Raw genomic sequence first — 18497 nt, forward strand, 5'->3', positions numbered from 1 at the left:
CCTTCCACGCGATGCCCTCATTCTGAGCCTAAAAACATGCCTAACGCTTCATTAATTTTTCCTACCTAGAAGTAGCGCATCGCTCGGCCTGGAGTACCACCATGAATGTGAACGGAGCAGCCGACGTGCTGGCGTTGCGCAACGCCGTTCTTCAGCGCAATGCCGCGCTTCGCGAGGTTGTCTCACCCCCCGCACCGAATGCGCTTCGTGGTCCCGACAGCTCCGCGCCGCCGTCGAGCTTCGACGCAACATTGCAGACCGCGCTTCAAAAGGTGAATGCGCTCCAGGAGCAGGAGGATACCGTTACCGAGGCCTACGAACGCGGCGACATCACCGACATCGCGACCGTAATGCTGATGCAGCAGCGTGCTTCGGTTTCGTTCGAAGCGACCCTACAGGTTCGAAACAAGGTACTTTCCGCCTATAAGGACATCATGGGTATGGCGGTCTGATCAACTATTTACGCTCTTCAAGCTTGAGCCGGAATCCATCTACGTTGAGGACGAAGCGTTCAATGGGGCGCGCGCTGTACGGGGCGTCGCATTGCGCGGCGATCATCGCGCCGCTCGCGCTGCGCTACAGGTAGCTCGGTTCGTGAAGGTGAGATCTGCGGCGCCTTGTGGGGAGGAGGAGGCGGGGACGAGGCAGCAGGATAGCCGCCATAGCTCCCGCCTTCATAGGCATGGCCGCCATCCCAGCTGACGCCTCCGTGGCTCCCGCTCCAGCTGACGCCGGCACCATGTGTCTTACGCTGCGCGGCCGCTGGCGAGACGGCCAGGAAAGCGATGACCACGGCGCCCAATGCAACACTGAACCTCCCACCCATGCTATTTCTCCTATGCGCCGCTCCGCTGTAACGCCTAAGGCTGCGCTGAACTAACGGGTCAATGGCGGAACAGGCCGCCGAGAAAGCCACCCGGACGATAGCCGCCGTGGCCACGGCCGTGACCACCACCATGATGGCGGTCGCCATGATGGCCTTCATCATACCCGCCCCAAGGTGCGGGCTGCGCATAGCCCGGAGCTGGCGCGGGCGTCTGAGGAGGATAGCCGGCGGGCGGCCTCACGGCGGCTTCGTAGGCAGCGTTCTTCTCGATGATCTTGTCGAGTTCGCCGCGATCAAGCCAGATGCCCCGGCATTGCGGGCAATAATCAATCTCCACGCCTTGCCGGTCGGCAAGGACGAGGTCCACGCGGCACACGGGGCAGAGCATCCCCTGCGCCCGTGTGGTCGTCGGCACTGTCTCATCAGTCATGATGCAATCCTTTAAGAATGCCGCAATCCAAAGCCCATCCTAACTGCGAGCGTAACCTTAGTAGCCGTATCCGCGATACCGTTCATGGCGATCCCGCCGCTCGTGCCTGCGCTCTCGGCGCTCCTCTCGCTCATGGCGATTGTTGTAGCCGTAATCACCACCGCGATTGTACCTGCCCCTCCAGGATTGCCGATAGCCGTGCCCCCGATCGCTGCCGTAGCCGCCATCCCTGCGGATCTGATGGTCGTACGAGGGGTTGCCGCTGTGCCCCCTGGAACCGCCATAGCCGCCATAGGATTGGGCCATCGCGGCCGGGGCGGCGAAGACAAGCGCCGCCGCAGCCAAGATCAAGGAACCTCTCATGCTCACCTCCATAGGATGTGACTAAACGCCACGATAATGAAATTAGCCCATCGAAGTTTAATCGCGCCGGAATGCAACCGACAGGTCCTGTTAACACATACCCGCGCCAAAGTGGCCCACATGCTCACAAGCCTTGTCCAAAGCGCGCATGCTGAGCACGTGGCATCCAAGCTGGACAAACAAGGACAGCGATTAGGAAGCCGAGACGTTCGGATACCGACTGTCCGAGAAGTGTCAGCTACTGCAGTTTATCTATTCTCCAATCTTCACCTCGATCGTGCAGCGCACCGCCTTCTTCCCTTTCTTGGCGGCCTCGCGGCAGGCTTGAAGCGCTTCGCGATTGCCCTCGGCGAGCGGATTGGCCGCGACGATCATCGCCCAGCTCGCCGGCGCGGCGCGCTGCATCAAGTGCTGCCCCGCTTCCCATTGCGTCGGTTCGGCCAGGACGCGCGCGGCCACGCGCTCGGGCCATTGCCAGCTCACCGGCATCAACCGCGCGACCGGCCCCGCCAGCGCCGCATAGAGCAACAGGCCTAGTAGCACCCCACCGATGCCGATCATATACAGCCAGCGGTTCTGCTCGTCGGCACGGCGCGCGGACAGCACCAGGCCGCGCAGATCGCCCATCACGCCGTCCACCGCCGATTTCGACGCCTGGGTGTGATTGCGCAGCGTGTTCAACGTCTCCATGACGGAAGCGTTTAAACGCCCTCCCATATTTTCCGGGGTGAGCGTCATCGCGGGGCTTTTCCGCATCGCGTCGATCTGCTGGACCAATATGCCCAGCACCTTTTCGGTGCGCTCCAGCGTCGGTTCGTAATCGGGAATGTCAATGGCCTCGCGTGCGGCGGTCAGTCCTTCGATGGCGCTGCGCAGCAACGACACCTCGCCGCGCAACTTCTCGAACGCCAACGCTGGATCGTCGCCTATCGGCTGATCCTCGCGATACTCGTCCTCGTCCATTCCCTCTCCTATCGGCTAAGGCCGCGATCACGGCCGATCCCCAGATCGTGTGTCAACTGGCGGCCAAGCTCGCCGCCGCTCATGTCGCGGGCACGGTTCATGCCGATCTCAAGCCCCAGCTCGCGGATGCGGCCGCGCAGGATCGCTTCCATCTGCGGATCGCGCTCAAGGCTTTTCGCCATGCCCGCCATCTGCTGTCCGGCCTTCTCACGGCCCGCCATGTCGCCGGCGCGATAGAGCCGGTCGCGCTCGGCGCTGAGCCCCTGCCAGCGTTCCACGAACCGATCGGCGCGCAAGTTCGGATCGGCGCGCACACGCGCCTCCTGCGCCATCACATCCATCATCGGGCCGCTGCGCCCCGCCGCCGCCTGGCGCAGCAAGGCGGGATCGCGCTGCACCGCTGCCGACAGGTCGCGCGAGGCCCCCGGCCTGATCTGATCGAGCGCCTGGGTCGCGCGCTCGAGCGCGACCTTCTGATGCTCGAGCACCGGCCTCCCCGATGCGTGCGCCTGCAGCACCGCCTCGGCCGAACGCGAGGTTCGTTCGACCGCCCGCACGAACGCGCGCTCCTGCGGGCGCGTAGCGCCTTTCGCCGGCTCGGCCGACAGCTTCAACCCGTCGAACATGCCCCGCCGCGGCTGTCGCTCGGCCGCGGCCTTACCCTCGCCGCCGCCGCGGCTGATCGTGCGAGGATCTTCGCCCATCTGGCGCGAAGATCCTCGCCGGGGACCAAGAAACTCCACGCCCTGCCTTTCGGGCGCATCCGACAAGCGGATCTCCCCGGACAATCCGCGCCGCTTGGCAAAATCGCGCACCTCCATGTCCCGGTCGCGGGGATAATCCGACGCCATATCCTTCGCCCGCTCGCGCGCGAGGGTGCGGACAAGCTCGCGCTGATCGGTGAAGTCGTCGCGGCCGTAATGGAGCTGCACGCCATCCCGGTGCCGCGACAGCGCCACATAAGCCGAATGGCGGTCCATGCCTGGGGTGGCGAGCACATGCGCCTGATCGACCGTCACCCCCTGCGATTTGTGGATGGTCGCGGCATAGCCATGATCGACATGGGCATAGTCCTTCAGGTCAAACGCCACCGATCGGCCATCATCGAGACGCACCGCCATGCTGTCAGGCGACACCCGCTCGACCTTCCCCAGCGAACCGTTCTTCACGCCAAGCCCGCGCTCGTTTTTCAGGAACATGATGCGGTCGCCGCTGGCGAACTCGCGTGGCCCCCGCTCGGCCGCCACGCGCACATCGTCGCCCAGCTCGCCGGCGCCGCGCAGCCGATCGCGCGCGGCCAGGTTCAGATCGCGGACCTCGGCATTGGTATGGGTTAGGATGATCCGGGTCTTGTCCGGATCGGCGCTGCGCTGTGCATCCCATTGGTCCACCAGCTCGGCCCGCGCCTCGTCGCGCGTGTCGGCCGCCTGCACCATCCCATGCTCGGCGTAGGCGTGGACGGCCTCGCCGGTCCTGCCGGTCGCCAGCGCCCTGGTCGCGTCGCGCTGCCAGCCCTCATGCTGCCGGCGAACCTCGCTGATCTCGGCCGCGCCGTGGCGCTCGGCCAGCGCGCGGAACGCCGCGCCCGCCTCGATCGCCTGCAACTGCTCGGCGTCGCCGACCAGCACCACCTTCGCGCCCGCGCGTTCGGCTGCCGACAACACCCGCTCCATCTGGCGTGTGCCGATCATGCCCGCCTCGTCGATCACCAGCACGTCGCGCGGCCCAAGCAGCTCGCGGCCATGGTCCCACTGATATTCCATGCTGGCGATCGTGCGCGAGGCGATGCCCGATCCGCCCTCAAGCCCCTCGGCCGCGATGCCGGACAAGGCCGCCCCGCGCACCTGGTAGCCGGCGCGCTCCCATTCGTCGCGCGCGACCCCCAGCATGGCCGATTTGCCGGTGCCGGCATAGCCGACAACGATGGCAATATCCTTGTCGCCGGTTATATGCGCAAGCGCGGCTTCCTGCTGACTGCCCAGCACCAGGCCCTCACTCCCGGCGGTGGACCGTAAGGACTGCTCCATCGCCGGGAGACCATGCCCCACCCTGTTAGCAAGCCGATCGGCGGCGCATTCCAAACGCTGCTCGGTGTCGATCATGTCTTGGCTGGTAAAGCGGTCCTCGCCGCGCCCGTCCTTGCCCAGCGCCACCAGTTCGGGCGCGCTACGCACCGCACTCATCACCTGGTCGAACTGATCCTTGCCGTCGCTGTGCCGGAACGCGAACTGCGCGAGGTCGCGCCGCGTGAACGTCGCCTGCTGCCGGGTGATCGCGTCGAGCGCGATCTCCGGCCTGGCGATGATCTTCTCGCCATTCTCCCGCGCGATCCGCACATGGTCGTCGGCGCGATCCGCATCCTCACCACGATCGAGGCGGCGCGATCCAGCAGGGCCGATCTTATGCTGCGGCTCAAGCTCGATCCCCTGCGCCTCCAACGTCCGGTGATCGATCCGCGCACCGATATCGAGCGCGGCCAGGCGCTCGTTAACATGGTCCGCCCATGCCTCGCGCCACTCCTTCAGCAGCGCATTGCTGTTCCACTCGCGCACCTTCTGGCCGAACCCGTCCGGCCCCACTTCGCGCATCGACAGCATCACATGCGCATGCGGCTTAGGGCTTCCATCCTTGCCGATGTCCCAATGCACATTGAGGTCCGCGACCATGCCGCGCTTCACGAACGCCTTCTCCACGAAGTCGCGAGCGAGCTGGATACCCTGCTTCTGATCCAGCTCGCGCGGGATCGAGAACTCCACCTCGCGCGCCAGTTGCGCGTCCTTGCGCTTCTCGCCCGCCTCGACTTCATTCCAGAGGCACGCGCGGTCGTTTAAACGCGCCGGCGCGCCTTCGGGCAGCCGCACTTCGGAATGAACGACGCCGGCTTTGTTCGAGAAGTCGTGATTGCGCCCGAGCCGCTCATCGTGCAGCTCGGATGCCGAACGATAGGCGGCCGACGCAACCGCGCTCGATCCGTTAGCGCGACTGATGACCTTGGCCGAGAAATGGTAGATCGCCATGACGGTCCCTATACTGCCTTCCTGAGCGCGCGTCGGCAACGACGTATAAGCGCGCACTCACACTCTCTGCCGTTCGCATGATTGACTTCGCCGCATTTCTGGATCGGAACGGTTCCTCGCGCGCGCGATCGTGCTACGCTGCGGCTCCCGATCATGGGCGCGAGGGAGAGAAGATGCGCAAGGTCCGCGACTATGACGCCGAACTGCGGGCGCTCGGCGACAAGGCCCGCACGCTCAAGGCGAAGAAGGTCCAGCAGCTCGGCGAACTCGTCACCTCCACCGGGGCCGATGCGCTCGACGCCGATGTGCTGACCGGAGCGCTGCTCCACATCGTCGCCGAAGCGCAGGTTGAGGGAAACCGGGAGGCGTGGCGCTCCGATGGCGCGGCCTTCTTTCAAGGACGCGGGCGCAAGGCTGGGCGACGCACTAGCAGCAATGCACAAGGCGGAAACCAAACTGGCACAGGCGAGGCGCAGGGTTGAAGCCGCCGCGCGCCGCGCCGATACGAGAGGATGGGTCGTGGCCCGCCGCGAACGCACGCGCCACCTGATCGAGCTGGGCGGCCTCGTCCAGAAAGCCGGCCTCGTCGATCTGACCGACGATGATCGCGCGACCCTCTACGGCGCGATGCTCGATCTCGCCGCGCGCGCCCAGGGCGAGGATGCCGACAACATGCTGGCGCTGTGGAAGCGGCGCGGCAAACGCGCGTTCGACGCGGAAGCGGAAGGGAGTGACGCACCATGAACAGGCTCGATGTCGAGGCGATCCGCGCCCAGGTTCGCGCGCTCGATTATGTGCGCGGCACCCCCGCCGAAATCGCTCTGTGGCGCGAAGGCGATGCCGAAGCCCGCGCCAATCTCGCGATCGAAGGCATGGACCTCGACGCCGACGAACACGCCCTGTTCGACATGCTGCGCGCAGAAGCTGTCCCCCCTCCCCTCGCCACCGCGATCGTTCTCAAGCTGCTCGATCATCCCGACGCCGACCCGGCGCTGGCGATCTCGCCGGCGACGATCCGGGCGGACGGGTAAGCGGCTATGGAATGGTTCCGCCAGCTCGGCCGTGCGCTCCGCAACCTCGCCCGTATCGCGCGCGAACAGCCGATATGGGCGATCACGGCCCTCGTCACCAGTCCGGTCGCGCTGATCCGCCACCTGTTCGGCGTGGTGGTCCTGTTCCTCATCACCGGCCTGGTGCTGGGCCTCGGCGTGCCGCTGATCCTCGGCAAGCTGCTCGGCCTGCCCCGCGATTCCAACATCTACCAAATCGTGATGATGCTGACGGGCCTGGTCATCATCCTCGTCACGCTCCGCGCCCTCTTCCAACCGCTGATCCTGCGCTATGGCGGTCCTGCCGGCGATGACACCCACGGTTCGGCCCGCTTCGCCACCGATCGCGAGACGCGCCCGCTCGCCCAAAATGGCGAAGGCCTGCTGATCGGCCGCGACCGTAAGTCGGGCAAGCTGCTGCGTTATGCGGGGCCGGCCCATCTGCTGACGATCGCGCCGACGCGCACCGGCAAGGGCGTGAGCACCATCATCCCCAATCTGCTCGACTATTCCGGCCCGGTCGTGTGCATCGATCCCAAGGGCGAGAATGCCCGCATCACCGCCCGCCATCGCGCGAAGTTCGGCCCGGTCCATGTCCTCGATCCGTTCGGGGTGACTGGTATCGCCTCGGCCGCGTTCAACCCGCTCGATCGCCTCGACCCTGCCGGCCTCGATCTCGCCGACGACGCCATGACGCTTGCCGACGCGCTGGTCTATGACGCTCCCGGCGAAGCGGGCGAGGCGCATTGGAACGAGGAAGCCAAGGCGCTGATCGCCGGCATCCTCCTGTGGGTGGCCTGCGACGGACAAGCGCAAGGCGCGGACCGCACGCTGGAAGCCGTGCGCGACTGCCTCACCTTCGCGCCCGATAATTTCCAGAAGATGCTCCGGGAAATGTCACGCAGCACGGACGCGCGGGGTCTGATCGCGCGCGCCGCCAACCGCCACCTGGGCAAGTCCGATCGCGAAGCCGCCGGCGTGCTGTCGGCCGCGCAGCGCCATACCCATTTCCTCGATTCCCGGCGCATGACGGCGGTGTTGGGGCGCTCGGATTTCACCTTCGCCGATGTAAAGGCGCAGGCCACGACGGTCTATCTGGTGCTGCCGCCCGATCGGCTCGCCACCTATGCCCGGTGGCTGCGCCTGATGCTGGCGCAAGGGTTGACCGATCTGGCGCGCGCGCCGGCATCCCCTGCCCGCCCCGTCCTGTTCCTGCTCGATGAATTTGCCGCGCTGGGCCGTCTCGAACCTGTCGAGCGCGCTATGGGGCTGATGGCCGGTTACGGCATCCAGCTCTGGCCGATCTTGCAGGACGTTCACCAGCTCCGCGCGCTCTACGAGCGCCGCGCCGGCACCTTCCTGTCCAATGCCGGCGTCTTGCAGATATTCGGGGTCAACGATCACGATAGCGCCAAGCTCGTCTCCGATCTGCTCGGCCAGGAGACGGTCGTGTTCGAGACCATGAGCCGCGCGATCGACAGCGACGAAACCGGCATATCGTTCGGCGCGCAGCATGTCGCTCGCCCGCTGCTCACGCCGGATGAAATCCGCACGCTGCGCGAGGATTACCAGCTCCTGTTCCTCGCGGGGCAACGGCCGATCGTCGCCGCCAAGCTCAAATACTATGCCGATCGCGAGTTCGCGGGCCGCTTCGACAAGGCGTGAGGCCGTTTAAACGGTGCGAGGATCTCGCGCCGGAAAAAACGGGCGGCCCTGGGAAGCCCGGAGAGCGCTATAGATGGTTCCGACGCCGAAACCCCTGACCTACGCCCGGAATGAGGCTGGGCGGGCCGGAAATCGCCCCTGTGGGGACGTTTCCGCCTCCCCAGCCCCTCTCGATCGGAACGCCCACATATCCGCTTGGCTTTTCTGGAAAGCCATTTTCGACGGTTGGGCTTGGTGATGTGTTGGCGATAGGGGTGTGACGGTCACGGCATACCCCGAATCAACAAAAGCGCGCCGGCGAAGCCGGCTCATTGTGGGGATGCCGGGTGGGAGGATCGCGTAGCGATCCGGGGCGGCCGAAGGCCGCGAGCCGGCGGGGCGGAGCCCCAAGAGGCGGCGCTTTTCTTCCTTTCGACGTCGCCTCAAGCGGGGTGGTCTAAAGTTATCCACAGCCTCGCTCTAGTGTTAATATATGGGTTTAGAGTCGTGTTACGGGATTTGAGCGGTTTTATAGTACGTTGAAAATAAAGGATTAATTGGCGTTTTTGTAATGCGCGGTGAATCCGCTCTGACGAAAAAGCGAATCCAGAGTGACGATAGGGTGAATCCATTCTGACGATAGGCCCGCCCCCTCCAAGCGTAATCGAAATGACGATAGCGCGGGGTGAATCTGAAATGACGATAATCCGCTTGCGTATGTGAAATGACGATAGTAGCTGTGGCGTTCGTGAAATGACGATAGACTCCGCCCCTTCCCTGTTTGACGCGCCGATCGCCGCGCCGTCCACGGCCGTGGACGGCGACGATCGCACGCCGCTGCTGCCGGTGCGGCACCCTAACCAAGACCTGTTCATCTGCGATGTTCTCGACGCCATCCCCAAGGACGACATGGCCTCGATGGAGCATCCGGTTTTCTCGCTCTCGACCAAGCCCGACAACCGGATGCGGCGCTATGAGCATAACGGCAACGTTATCGAGATTATCCCCTCGGGCAAGGGGCTGGCGACGATCCACGACAAGGACATATTGATCTACTGTATTTCGCAGCTCGTCGCGAAGATGAATCAGGGCCAGCAACCTAGCCGCACGGTGCGCCTGCAAGCCTATGACATGCTCGTCGCCACCAACCGGCAAACCAGCGGCGAAGGTTATCGGCTGATGGCCGACGCCCTCACCCGCCTGCGCGGGACCACGGTGCGGACCAATATCCAGACGGGCGGTGTCGAGGAAACGCGGATTTTCGGGCTGATCGAAGAAGCCAGAATCACGCGCAAGACGTTCGACGGCCGTATGCTCGATCTGGAAATCACCCTGTCGGATTGGGTCTATCGCTCGGTCATCAGCAAGAATGTTCTGACGCTTCACCGCGACTATTTCCGGCTCCGCAAGCCGTTCGAGCGGCGCATGTATGAGCTGGCCCGCAAGCATTGCGGCGTGAAGGACGAATGGAAGATCGGCCTGGAGCTGCTGCAAAAGAAATGCGGCTCGAACAGCCCGCTCCGGGTGTTCCGGGCCTTGGTCAAGAAGGTCTGCGAGCATGACGCGGACCACGGCCATTTCCCCGACTATGCGGTGACGATGGATGATGACGTGATCCTGTTCCGCAACCGCTCGGGCCTCAAGTCCAAGCCCGATCCGCTCGCCAACGCCGGCGACGATGCGCCCTATATCGACCCGGAAACCATGCACGACGCCAAGACGGCCGCGCCAGGCTATGACGTGTATGCGCTTTATGACGAATGGGTGTCGTGGTGGCACGACATGGGCAAGCCCGAGCTGAAAAGCCCCCGCGCCGCTTTCCTAGGCTTCTGCAAGAAACGGCACGAACGCAAGCCACTGCGCTGATCGCTTATGTGGACAAGCGTTCATGTTCACATGCAAACATATCGACTGATCCGGCTTTATCACTTTCTGGTCGATAGCTACGGACTCGACTACAGGTGAAGTCCAAGAAAGGATGCGCCGGGAACCGGGTTGAAGGAAATCGGCTCCGCCGCGACGAAACCAAGAGTCTCATACAGCTTGCGCGCGGGGACGAACTTCGCTTGCACATCGAGCCTCATTTCGCTGTAGCCCACAGTGCGAGCTTCCTCGATCAGACGTTCAGCGAGCGCGCGACCAAGATGCCGTCCCTGAGCCTGGGGACGAACATATAGTCGTTTCATCTCGCATATCTCGTGCGTGACTTGGCGCATCGCTACGCAGCCTTCGATTTCCCCCTCCCGGTCCGCAAGCAGCACGCATCCTTTGGGCGCCGCATACTTCCCAGGCAAGTTTGCAAACTCAGCGTCATTATTCTGATAGTCGAGATTGACCGGCGAATTAGCGATGAACTCACGCCAGATGCCCAGCACCGAAGCTGTGTCACGAGGAAAGATCGCGTGCCTAATAACTACCATAGCGTGATTGCTTCGCCGAAAATCGTGGCGGCAATAGGACAGTGTCGTGGCGTTAACTGCCATGTTTGCATGTGAACATGACGACATTGAGTTTAACTTCGGCCCAGGCTCCTTCCGATCAACCAAAGGTGGAAAACATGGGCCGCCACGAACGCGCCTCCAATAACGATCAGGGACGGTAACAGCATCCCCTCCTGCCCCGGCCTCGGCGTTAGGGTCATCGCTGCAACATTGAACAGCCCCAGCACACAGATCGCAAGGAAGGGCGTGAAGCTGAGAGCTAGAACGCGAGGTGCGGACCAATTCACCAAATTGGAAAGCGGCTCTGATCGTGAAAGCCGCCATTGCATCGGCAGTTTCCTTTCCTGCCGGAAACGGGCGTTTGCCCGGATGGACAATCCGATCATCACCAGTGCGAAGATGGCGGACACGATTAGCACGGCCATGAGTTTTCCCCTAAGCTATATGTTTGCATGTGAACATGCTCACTTGCCTACAGGACTTTCCCCCATCTTTCGGAGCCAGTCGTTGAACGCCTCGGCCATCGCGTCCTGCAAGCTCATGCCGTGCTTGCGGGCGGTCATGTGCATGGCGAACGACATTTCCGGGCTGAAATAGCCCGTCATCGCCTTCTTGCCCTGACGGCTCGGCGCAACCGGGCTGCTGCTCGAACTGCTGCCGGTGCCTACGCCAGTGCTGCCGGCGATCGGCACGGCCGCCCTTCCCTCCGGCTCGGCCGACGCCGGCGTTGGTGCGGGATCGCGATCCCGCAATGCAAGCAATGATCCCTTCCGGCTCATGCGCTGGCCCTCCGCTTCGTTGATGCTTGCATGTTTACATGCTCGCATGTCCACTTGTAAAGCTGGCGCACCTCGTCTGCCGCCTTGCCGTCCGGCTCGATCTCCATCGCGGTTTTCCCCTCGGCCGCCGCGTGACGGAACGCGGCGCGATCCGCGACATGCAGCGGGCAGGCGTCCAGCCCATAATCCTGCACGAGCTGCGTCGCTTCCTCATACATGCGCGGCGCGGTCGGGCTTCCCGCCGTGAAGATCACGAAAGCGGGCTTGCCGCGCATCTTCACAAGGCTGGCGGTCGTCTTGATCGCGGCCAGGTCGAACGCGCTCGGCCGACATGGGATCAGCACCAGGTCGGCCGCCTCGACGGCGGCGCTGGCGGCGCTGTCGGCATGGGGCGGGGTGTCGATCACGATGAACTCCGCGCCCTGCGCCGTCGCTTGCTCGATCTTGGCGGCGAGGCGAGGGGGGGCGCTGTCGATCACGACCGGGGGCGCGTCCTGCCGCCATGCCGCCCATTGGCTCGCCGTCGCCTGCGGATCGAGGTCGATCACCAGCGCGGTATACCCGGAATCCTCGGCGGCTGCGGCCAAGTGCAAGGCGAGGGTGGTCTTGCCCGCCCCCCCCTTCTGGCTGATGATCGCGATTGTTGGCATGTGAATAACCTTACATGAACTCATGTTTGCATGTGGTCATAGCGCAAGCGGCTATCGGATGAAAGGGCAGGGCGTCTAGCCGTCCTCGCCGCCCTCATCCTCGCTGTCATCGTCCAGCGGCTCATGGCTCATCTGGCCGTGATCCTCGATCGGGCAAAGCGGCGCTCCGGCCTGCTCAAGCCATTTGCGCGCGGTCCTCGCGGTATAGCCGCACGTCGCGCACTCGCATTTCAGCATCCGGGTTTTCTGCTTCTTGGGCGCGGTCGACTCCCCGTCCGTGTCGAGACGGGCATGGGGAAGGGGGCCAGCGGCATCGAGGATCGGTGCGACGGCCGCAAGGAACGCCTCGCCGGGGGTGGTGGCGCGCATCGGCCCGACCAACCCCAGCCCCAGCGCGACCCGTTTAAACGCCTTCCCATGCCCTGCCGGGATGCCGACGGCGGCATGGACCAGCTCATGCGCGAGGATGGCCGCGATCTGCGCCGGCATCGCATCGGGCGCGTGCGCTAGGTCCGGGCGGATGAAGATTTCAAAATGCCCGTCCGCGCTAAGTCGGTTGTCCCAGCACTCACCGATCGCCTTGCCCTTCGCGCCTCTGCTGGTGAAGCCGATCGCCACGCGCACGCGGTCGGGCAGGGGGGCGTCCAGCGCCTCGAACAGCGGAGCCATGCCCTGCGCCACGGCATTGAGCCAGCTTTCGCGGGTTTCGTGGGTCATCGTCTTTACTCCCTTCAAATCGCCTGTCCGGCGATGGCCATGCCATCGGCCGGAACACGGACGCCCAAGAACGCCGGCGAGAGAGGGGGCAGCGGGAATCTGCGGGAGTGGTGCGCGGCGCAGGGAGGCACAGCCGAGTGAGCCACGGTCCCGCTGATTGCCGTTGCGGGGGAGAGGCGGCCGGGACCGCCTTTCCCCCCTTCAAACAGGATCGGCGCCGGCACACGCCGGCACTGCTGCGCGAGATCCGCGCAGCGATCTCGCTTCCGCCATGTGGATCGTTACCTTGGGCCAAGACCGCTTGCGGGCTTGGGGAGCGTGAGCGACTAGAGCCACGGTGCCGCGCCAGCGGCAGGCGCATAATCACCGCACCCATTGCCAAAATCAGATTTTGTGACTACACTGGGACTACGTTTTCAGAAGGAAATCCCAATGGCTGTTTCCGACACCTATGTCCGCGCCAGGATCGACAATACGACGAAGGAACGCGCCACCGCCGCGCTGGGCGCGATGGGCCTTTCGATCTCCGACGCTATCCGGCTGCTGATGCTGCGTATCGCCGACGAACGGCGCTTGCCTTTCGAGGTCAAGGTTCCGAACGCCGCGACACGCGAGGCAATGGCAGAGCTGGCGGCGGGGAAGGGGACCAAGTTCGCCAGCGTCGATGCGCTGATGGCGGACCTCCATGCGGACGATTGATCGTTCGACCCGGTTCAAGCGCGACTACAAGCGGGAATCAAAGGGCCGGCATCGAGCGACCCTCGATGCCGATCTTCTGCCTGTCCTGGCCGCGCTCGCGACCGACACGCCGCTTGATCCCAAATACCGCGACCATGATCTGAGCGGCGATTGGGCGGGCTACCGCGATTGCCACGTCAAGCCCGATCTGGTGCTGATCTACGCCAAGCCCGACGACGAAACGCTGCGCCTCGCGCGCCTTGGCTCGCATAGCGAGGTATTCGGATAGATGACGCATATGCGGGCGATCTTCATCCGCCACGGCGAATCTACAGGCAACGCCGGCGTGCCGTGTCACGATCTCGCGACGATCGAGCTGACGGAGCACGGCCACGAACAAGCGCGCCAGGTCGCGGCGAGCTGGACGCAAGCGCCCGCGCTCATCGTCACATCGCCCTATACCCGCACCCGGCAGACGGCCGCGCCGACGATCGCGCGCTTCCCCGGCGTCCCGGTCGAAGTCTGGCCGATAGAAGAGTTCACCTATCTGCAACCGGCGCGCTGGAACGGCACGCGCAGCGCCGAGCGGATGCCGCACCTCGAACGCTATTGGAGCGAGGCCGATCCTGATTATTGCGACGGGGAGGGGGCGGAGAGCTTCGCCACTCTGCTCCGGCGCTGCGAGGCGGCGCTTGCCCGCCTCGCCGCCATGCCGGCCGCTTCGCTGGTCTATGTGTTCGGGCATGGGCAATTCATCCAGGCCGCGCGCGCGATCGTCGCCGACGCTCATCTGGACGATCGGGGCAAGATGCTCGGTTTCTGGTGCAAGGGCGAGCCGCCCGCGATCAGCAACGCGCAGCAGGTAGGGTTCCATTGGCAGGGCGGGCGCTGGGGATGTGCGCCGGCGATCGCCGCCTAGATCAACACCCGCTCCACCTCGTCCAGCGTCACGTCATCGGGCCGGCGGTCATAGAGCTGGGTCGTGCGGGTAGAGCTGTGGTTCGCCATCGTCGCGGCCGTCTCCAACGTGCCGCCGTTTTTCAGATAGGTGGTGATTCCGGTCGCGCGGAACGAATGGTTGCCGATCGCCGTCCCGATCTCGGCCGCGCCTGCGCGCCGGCGCACCATCGCGAAGGCATTGGCTTGGGGCAGGGGGGAATCGCTTAGTCGCTTAGTCCCGCGTGCGATCGTGCGGAACAGCGATCCCTTGCGATCTTCACGCAGCGCGCACCCGTCGATATAGGCGGTCAGATAATCCTCTAGATTGTGATGGCAGGGCATTTCATGGCGCTTGCCGCCTTTCTCGTGCAGTCGGACCCATAGCCGCCTGTTCTGCATGAACACGTCCTCGACCCGCATCGCCAGCGCCGCGCCGATCCGCGCGAAACTATAGACCATCAACCCGATCAGGGCGCGGTCGCGCAGGCCCGCATGGGTGGTCACGTCGATGCTGTCGAGCAACCGCCGCGCCTCGTCCGGGGCCAGCACCGGCGTCTTGCCGCGCCGCTGGCTATGCGCCGGCCCGCGCACCGATCCGGCAGGGTTCACCGGCACGATATGGCCCGTCACCAGCCAGTCGAACAGGTGGCGCACGCCGGCGAGCTGCTGCTTGACGCTGGGCGCGGCCAGCTCGCGCCCCAGCGCCTCGACCCAGGCCGCGACGTGGAGCGGTTGCACGGCCTCAAGCGAGGCGACGCCGCGCGCCTCACACCAGGCCAGGAAGTCGCCGGCCGCGCGCATATAGGCGCGGCGCGTATGCGGGTTGCGAATGGTGACGGCGAAGAATTCGAGAAAGCGCAGCCGCGTGGCGTCGTCGGCCGCCGCGATCAAGGCCGGCAACGCCAGCGCCGGCGAGGGCAGGGGGGCGAGCTGGTTCATCGTGCGATCTTCTGCCAACGGGCCGGCTCGGGGCGAGGCTTCGCCAGCTCCCGGCGCAATTCGTCAAACATCTCATCAGCGGGACGAACGCGGCCCGCCTTCACGTCCTCAAGCCCGCGCGCAACCGAATCGTCTAATATCCGGCGTAGCAGCTCGTCGCGCAAATCGCGGTGCGGCTCCATGTCGATAAAGTTCTTGACGATCGCGAACACCGCCTCGGACGGATCAACGAAATGACCCCGCTCGACCTGCGCCAACAGCCAATCGGCCATGTCGCCGGGTAGATACGCCTCGAAACGCAACCCGCCCGCGCGCGCCTGCTCGCACAGCGCCTTGGCTTGGTCGCGCTCGGCGTAGTTGTCGGCAAAAGCCTCATCGTCATTTTCGATCATGCCGGCATCCCTTTTGCGGTGGATCTTCGGAGGCGTTTAAACGCTCTCTGCGGGGTCGCCGCGATAGCGCACCCAAAGGTCGCCCATCGCGTCGCGGTAGCCCCAGGCATCGGCGTAGGTGGTCGACTCCTGCGCCAGATAGGCCATGACCGTAAGCATATCCTCGGCAATGACGGCATCGACGTTGCACAAGTGGATGATCGGGAAATGCCCGCACTCGTCGCCGTTCCACCAGGCCAGCAGGAAATCCGCGACCTTGCCGGATGCGCCGGTTTCGGCCGCGCGCGTGGACGGCATGGCGATGGCTAGCAAGCGGCCGATCGCCTCGCCGACCTCATCGAAGCTGACGGCCCGGAAGACGGGGCGGCGTTGCGGGGGTGATGTGGCGGCCGTCCCGGTCATACGATCGTGGTCCATTTGAGTGTGTGATAAAGGACATTATCATATATAAGTAGGGTGGGAAACGCGTGTTGTCTCGTTCCCGATACTTCGCGGGGCCTGCACGCTTCATGTGAGCGGCGGTTGGCGTTTGTTGAAACTTTACAGTCCCATCAGGGGCGGTTCTACCGTCGCCTGGTTTGCCATATTGCGCCATCCGGTCGAATCCGGATCGCGCGAAACCAAGATGTAAAACATCAATAACATTAGAAGGCATTGTGTTGATCTCCAGCATGGATTGGCGAGCTTATTATTGTTGGCGTCAAGAAACTCTGTACGAATTACTGTAATTAAAGCATGATGATACAGGATATGATCAGACAGTAAGATGATGTCACAACATAACATCATGGCAAAGCCCGACTATGCGTCACGCGATTTTCGCAAGAGGCACAATTGTCTCTTCCTTTCCAATCCACGAGAGGCTAGATGCGCAGGTTATGAAAGGGTGGCTATCCATCATTGTCGGTATCTTTCTCGCCTTCGGAGTGACGGCGGGGGCGATGGCGCATGCCACCGAGGTGCGCTTTCGCACCAGCGCCGTAGTGTCGGTCGATAGCTGTGAAAGCGCTTCAAAAAAGAGCGACAACGGCCAGTCGGACCCTTCTAAGGCTTCGATCAAGTTTCACGGCTGTCACGGTCACCATATTGGAATTCCGGTGGGAGCTGCGCCGCAACCGGAAGCTGTGCGCACGGACATAGCGACGCCGGCGCGAATCACCCCAGGCATCTCACCCCCGACGCATTCCGACACCTTCCGACCTCCGATCGCCTGACAGCTGAAGCTTTCGCCTGGCCGAGCCGGGCGTGCGCCTTTGGTTTGTCAGGAGTTTTTTGTACATGCATCCTATGTTTGCGCCCGCCATGGCTGCGGCGCTCGTGGCTATATCGGCCACGCCCGCTGCGGCGCAGGTGGACAATTCGGCGGTTGCCGGTCCCACCGTCCCGTCCGGCCCCCTTGAGGTCCGCACGGGACCTCTACCCGCCGTCCTGACGCTTGCCCAGGCGCTCGAGGAAGCTGACGCGAGATCTCCGGCTCTTGCCGCAGCTCGTGCCGATGTTGAGGCCGCGCGCGGGCGGTTGCGTCAGGCGCGATTCCGCTTCAATCCCGTCCTTAACGTCGCGGTCGAAAATTTTGCAGGTACAGGTCCCTATACGGGGTTCAACGGAACGGAGACGACCGTCTCTGTCAATCAGAGGCTCGACATAGGGGGACGGCGGAAAGCGCGGATGACGCTTGGTGAAGCCGAACTTGCCGCTCAGGAATACCGCTTCGCGATCGCGCGGGCCAATCTCGGTCAGCAGGTCCGCAATCTCTTCGCGCTTGGTGTAGCCGCGCGCGACAATCTGGCGCTTGCGCGGGATAATGAAAACCGGGCGCGCGAGTTATCCCGCGTCGCACGCGAACTTGTCGATGCGGGGAAGGAGCCGCCGCTGCGAGGATTGCGCGCCCAAGCAGCGCTTGCACAGGCGACGGCAGCGCTCCGTGGGGCCGAAGCGGACGAGATAGCCTCCCGCCGCTCACTGGCGGCGCTTTTTGGGGTGGACATTCCACCGGCAGAGCTCGCCGGCAGCGACCTGTTGACGCCGCCGACACCCGTCGACGCCATGGCGACACTCGATGTGCGTCTCGCCGAAGCCGAGCGGGTCATCGCTGATGCGCAACTCCGCCAGGCCCGCGCGGAAGGCCGGCTCGATCCGTCCGTCGGCGTTGGCGTGCGTCAATTGCGTCAAACCGGCGATCGGGCGTTGATTGCCAGTCTTTCTGTGCCGCTTCCTGTCTTTGACCGCAACCAGGGCAATGTCGCCGCCGCACGATCTGGCGTGCAAGGCGCTGAGGCGCGCCGCAACAGCGTGCTCGCCAACACACAGGCTGAAATCGCAAATGCACGCGCGGGCTTGGCCGCCGCCGAGGCGCGGGTTGCGGCTCTCGAAGGAAGTGGCATCGGTCAGGCGCGCGAAGCGTTGCGGCTCGCGCAATTGTCCTACCGCGCCGGCAAATCCTCGCTGCTCGAACTGCTCGATGCCCAGCAAGCGTTTGCCTCGACCCAGGGCGAACTCATCGCCGCACGGCGCGCCCGGGCGGAAGCGCAGGCCACGCTCGCGCGGCAGGCGGCAGCAGCCGATGACGTGGATCTGAGCCAATGACCGCGTTTACCGCGAGGCGCCGCCCCTCCCCACCGTTATCGGTGGTCATTGCAAGTAGGGTTCACGGGATCGGGGGAACCGAAA

Annotated in this window: 21 protein-coding genes; 10 read left to right on the plus strand and 11 right to left on the minus strand. The window is 64.2% G+C overall.

What is annotated here, in order from left to right:
- The first annotated feature begins 101 nt into the window (after window positions 1-101).
- On the plus strand, window positions 102-452 hold the full coding sequence (gene fliE, locus C100_RS40625; protein WP_024020836.1) for a flagellar hook-basal body complex protein FliE: 351 nt from the start codon (window positions 102-104) through the stop codon (window positions 450-452).
- 432 nt (window positions 453-884) lie between these two features.
- On the opposite strand, the gene C100_RS40630 is transcribed toward fliE, so the two are convergent.
- From C100_RS40630 to traA, 3 genes are all read right to left on the minus strand, one after another.
- A complete protein-coding gene (locus C100_RS40630) occupies window positions 885-1256 on the minus strand; it encodes a TFIIB-type zinc ribbon-containing protein (protein WP_024020837.1) in 372 nt (123 codons plus the stop codon).
- Window positions 1257-1871: 615 nt separating this feature from the next.
- Window positions 1872-2582 carry a DUF6118 family protein gene (locus tag C100_RS0125050; protein WP_031309917.1) on the minus strand — a complete coding sequence of 237 codons (711 nt, stop codon included), beginning with the start codon at window positions 2580-2582 and terminating at the stop codon, window positions 1872-1874.
- Between the two features lie 8 nt (window positions 2583-2590).
- On the minus strand, window positions 2591-5599 hold the full coding sequence (gene traA, locus C100_RS40640) for a Ti-type conjugative transfer relaxase TraA (RefSeq protein ID WP_024020839.1): 3009 nt from the start codon (window positions 5597-5599) through the stop codon (window positions 2591-2593).
- Between the two features lie 173 nt (window positions 5600-5772).
- Between traA and C100_RS0125055 the strand changes: the two genes are divergently transcribed.
- The 5 genes from C100_RS0125055 (at window position 5773) to C100_RS40660 (ending at window position 10158) form a co-directional block, all read left to right on the plus strand.
- Window positions 5773-6081: a conjugal transfer protein TraD gene (locus tag C100_RS0125055; RefSeq protein ID WP_031309918.1), complete on the plus strand. Its 309-nt coding sequence runs from the start codon at window positions 5773-5775 to the stop codon at window positions 6079-6081.
- Window positions 6082-6118: 37 nt separating this feature from the next.
- The gene (locus tag C100_RS40645) at window positions 6119-6343 is read left to right on the plus strand and encodes a conjugal transfer protein TraD (RefSeq protein WP_024020841.1); all 225 of its coding nucleotides are present in this window, start codon (window positions 6119-6121) and stop codon (window positions 6341-6343) included.
- Window positions 6340-6630: a hypothetical protein gene (locus tag C100_RS40650; protein WP_024020842.1), complete on the plus strand. Its 291-nt coding sequence runs from the start codon at window positions 6340-6342 to the stop codon at window positions 6628-6630. The genes C100_RS40645 and C100_RS40650 overlap by 4 nt, the downstream gene beginning before the upstream one ends.
- Before the next feature lie 6 nt (window positions 6631-6636).
- Window positions 6637-8313 carry a type IV secretory system conjugative DNA transfer family protein gene (locus tag C100_RS40655; protein WP_024020843.1) on the plus strand — a complete coding sequence of 559 codons (1677 nt, stop codon included), beginning with the start codon at window positions 6637-6639 and terminating at the stop codon, window positions 8311-8313.
- Window positions 8314-9045: 732 nt separating this feature from the next.
- Window positions 9046-10158 (plus strand): replication initiator protein A, encoded by a 1113-nt coding sequence (locus C100_RS40660; protein WP_024020844.1) that lies wholly within the window; start codon window positions 9046-9048, stop codon window positions 10156-10158.
- Window positions 10159-10247: 89 nt separating this feature from the next.
- Here the strand turns inward: C100_RS40660 and C100_RS40665 are convergent, their stop codons facing one another.
- From C100_RS40665 to C100_RS40685, 5 genes are all read right to left on the minus strand, one after another.
- On the minus strand, window positions 10248-10667 hold the full coding sequence (locus C100_RS40665) for a GNAT family N-acetyltransferase (protein WP_231472260.1): 420 nt from the start codon (window positions 10665-10667) through the stop codon (window positions 10248-10250).
- 137 nt (window positions 10668-10804) lie between these two features.
- Window positions 10805-11158: a hypothetical protein gene (locus C100_RS40670; protein WP_024020845.1), complete on the minus strand. Its 354-nt coding sequence runs from the start codon at window positions 11156-11158 to the stop codon at window positions 10805-10807.
- A 39-nt stretch (window positions 11159-11197) separates the two neighbouring features.
- Window positions 11198-11512 (minus strand): ribbon-helix-helix domain-containing protein, encoded by a 315-nt coding sequence (locus tag C100_RS40675; RefSeq protein ID WP_013041578.1) that lies wholly within the window; start codon window positions 11510-11512, stop codon window positions 11198-11200.
- On the minus strand, window positions 11509-12162 hold the full coding sequence (gene parA, locus C100_RS40680; protein WP_024020846.1) for a ParA family partition ATPase: 654 nt from the start codon (window positions 12160-12162) through the stop codon (window positions 11509-11511). Before parA ends, C100_RS40675 begins: the two co-directional genes overlap by 4 nt.
- Before the next feature lie 75 nt (window positions 12163-12237).
- On the minus strand, window positions 12238-12879 hold the full coding sequence (locus C100_RS40685) for a transcription elongation protein SprT (RefSeq protein ID WP_024020847.1): 642 nt from the start codon (window positions 12877-12879) through the stop codon (window positions 12238-12240).
- 432 nt (window positions 12880-13311) lie between these two features.
- On the opposite strand from C100_RS40685, the gene C100_RS40690 reads away from it, so the two are divergent.
- Genes C100_RS40690 through C100_RS40700 form a run of 3 tightly spaced genes read left to right on the plus strand, consistent with a single transcriptional unit; the run spans window position 13312 to window position 14476 of the window.
- Entirely contained in the window at window positions 13312-13578 is a 267-nt protein-coding gene (locus C100_RS40690) for a type II toxin-antitoxin system RelB/DinJ family antitoxin (protein ID WP_004212930.1), read from the plus strand.
- Complete coding sequence (locus tag C100_RS40695; protein WP_004212931.1) at window positions 13565-13846, plus strand: type II toxin-antitoxin system YafQ family toxin; 282 nt, start codon at window positions 13565-13567, stop codon at window positions 13844-13846. Before C100_RS40690 ends, C100_RS40695 begins: the two co-directional genes overlap by 14 nt.
- Window positions 13847-13855: 9 nt before the next feature.
- A complete protein-coding gene (locus C100_RS40700) occupies window positions 13856-14476 on the plus strand; it encodes a histidine phosphatase family protein (RefSeq protein WP_031309920.1) in 621 nt (206 codons plus the stop codon).
- Here the strand turns inward: C100_RS40700 and C100_RS40705 are convergent.
- The 3 genes from C100_RS40705 to C100_RS0125065 are packed head-to-tail and all read right to left on the minus strand — an operon-like array spanning window position 14473 to window position 16229.
- Window positions 14473-15435 (minus strand): tyrosine-type recombinase/integrase, encoded by a 963-nt coding sequence (locus C100_RS40705; RefSeq protein ID WP_024020849.1) that lies wholly within the window; start codon window positions 15433-15435, stop codon window positions 14473-14475. The two genes, C100_RS40700 and C100_RS40705, sit on opposite strands and share 4 nt — an antisense overlap.
- Complete coding sequence (locus C100_RS0125060) at window positions 15432-15827, minus strand: CopG family transcriptional regulator (protein WP_031309921.1); 396 nt, start codon at window positions 15825-15827, stop codon at window positions 15432-15434. Before C100_RS0125060 ends, C100_RS40705 begins: the two co-directional genes overlap by 4 nt.
- 36 nt (window positions 15828-15863) lie before the next feature.
- Window positions 15864-16229: a DUF7673 family protein gene (locus C100_RS0125065; protein ID WP_031309922.1), complete on the minus strand. Its 366-nt coding sequence runs from the start codon at window positions 16227-16229 to the stop codon at window positions 15864-15866.
- An 876-nt stretch (window positions 16230-17105) separates the two neighbouring features.
- On the opposite strand from C100_RS0125065, the gene C100_RS40715 reads away from it, so the two are divergent.
- Window positions 17106-18413, plus strand: a complete 1308-nt coding sequence (locus C100_RS40715) for a TolC family protein (RefSeq protein WP_031309923.1) — start codon at window positions 17106-17108, stop codon at window positions 18411-18413.
- The last annotated feature ends 84 nt before the right edge of the window (window positions 18414-18497 follow it).

The sequence above is a fragment of the Sphingobium sp. C100 genome (assembly GCF_000508185.1).
Taxonomy (GTDB): Bacteria; Pseudomonadota; Alphaproteobacteria; order Sphingomonadales; family Sphingomonadaceae; genus Sphingobium.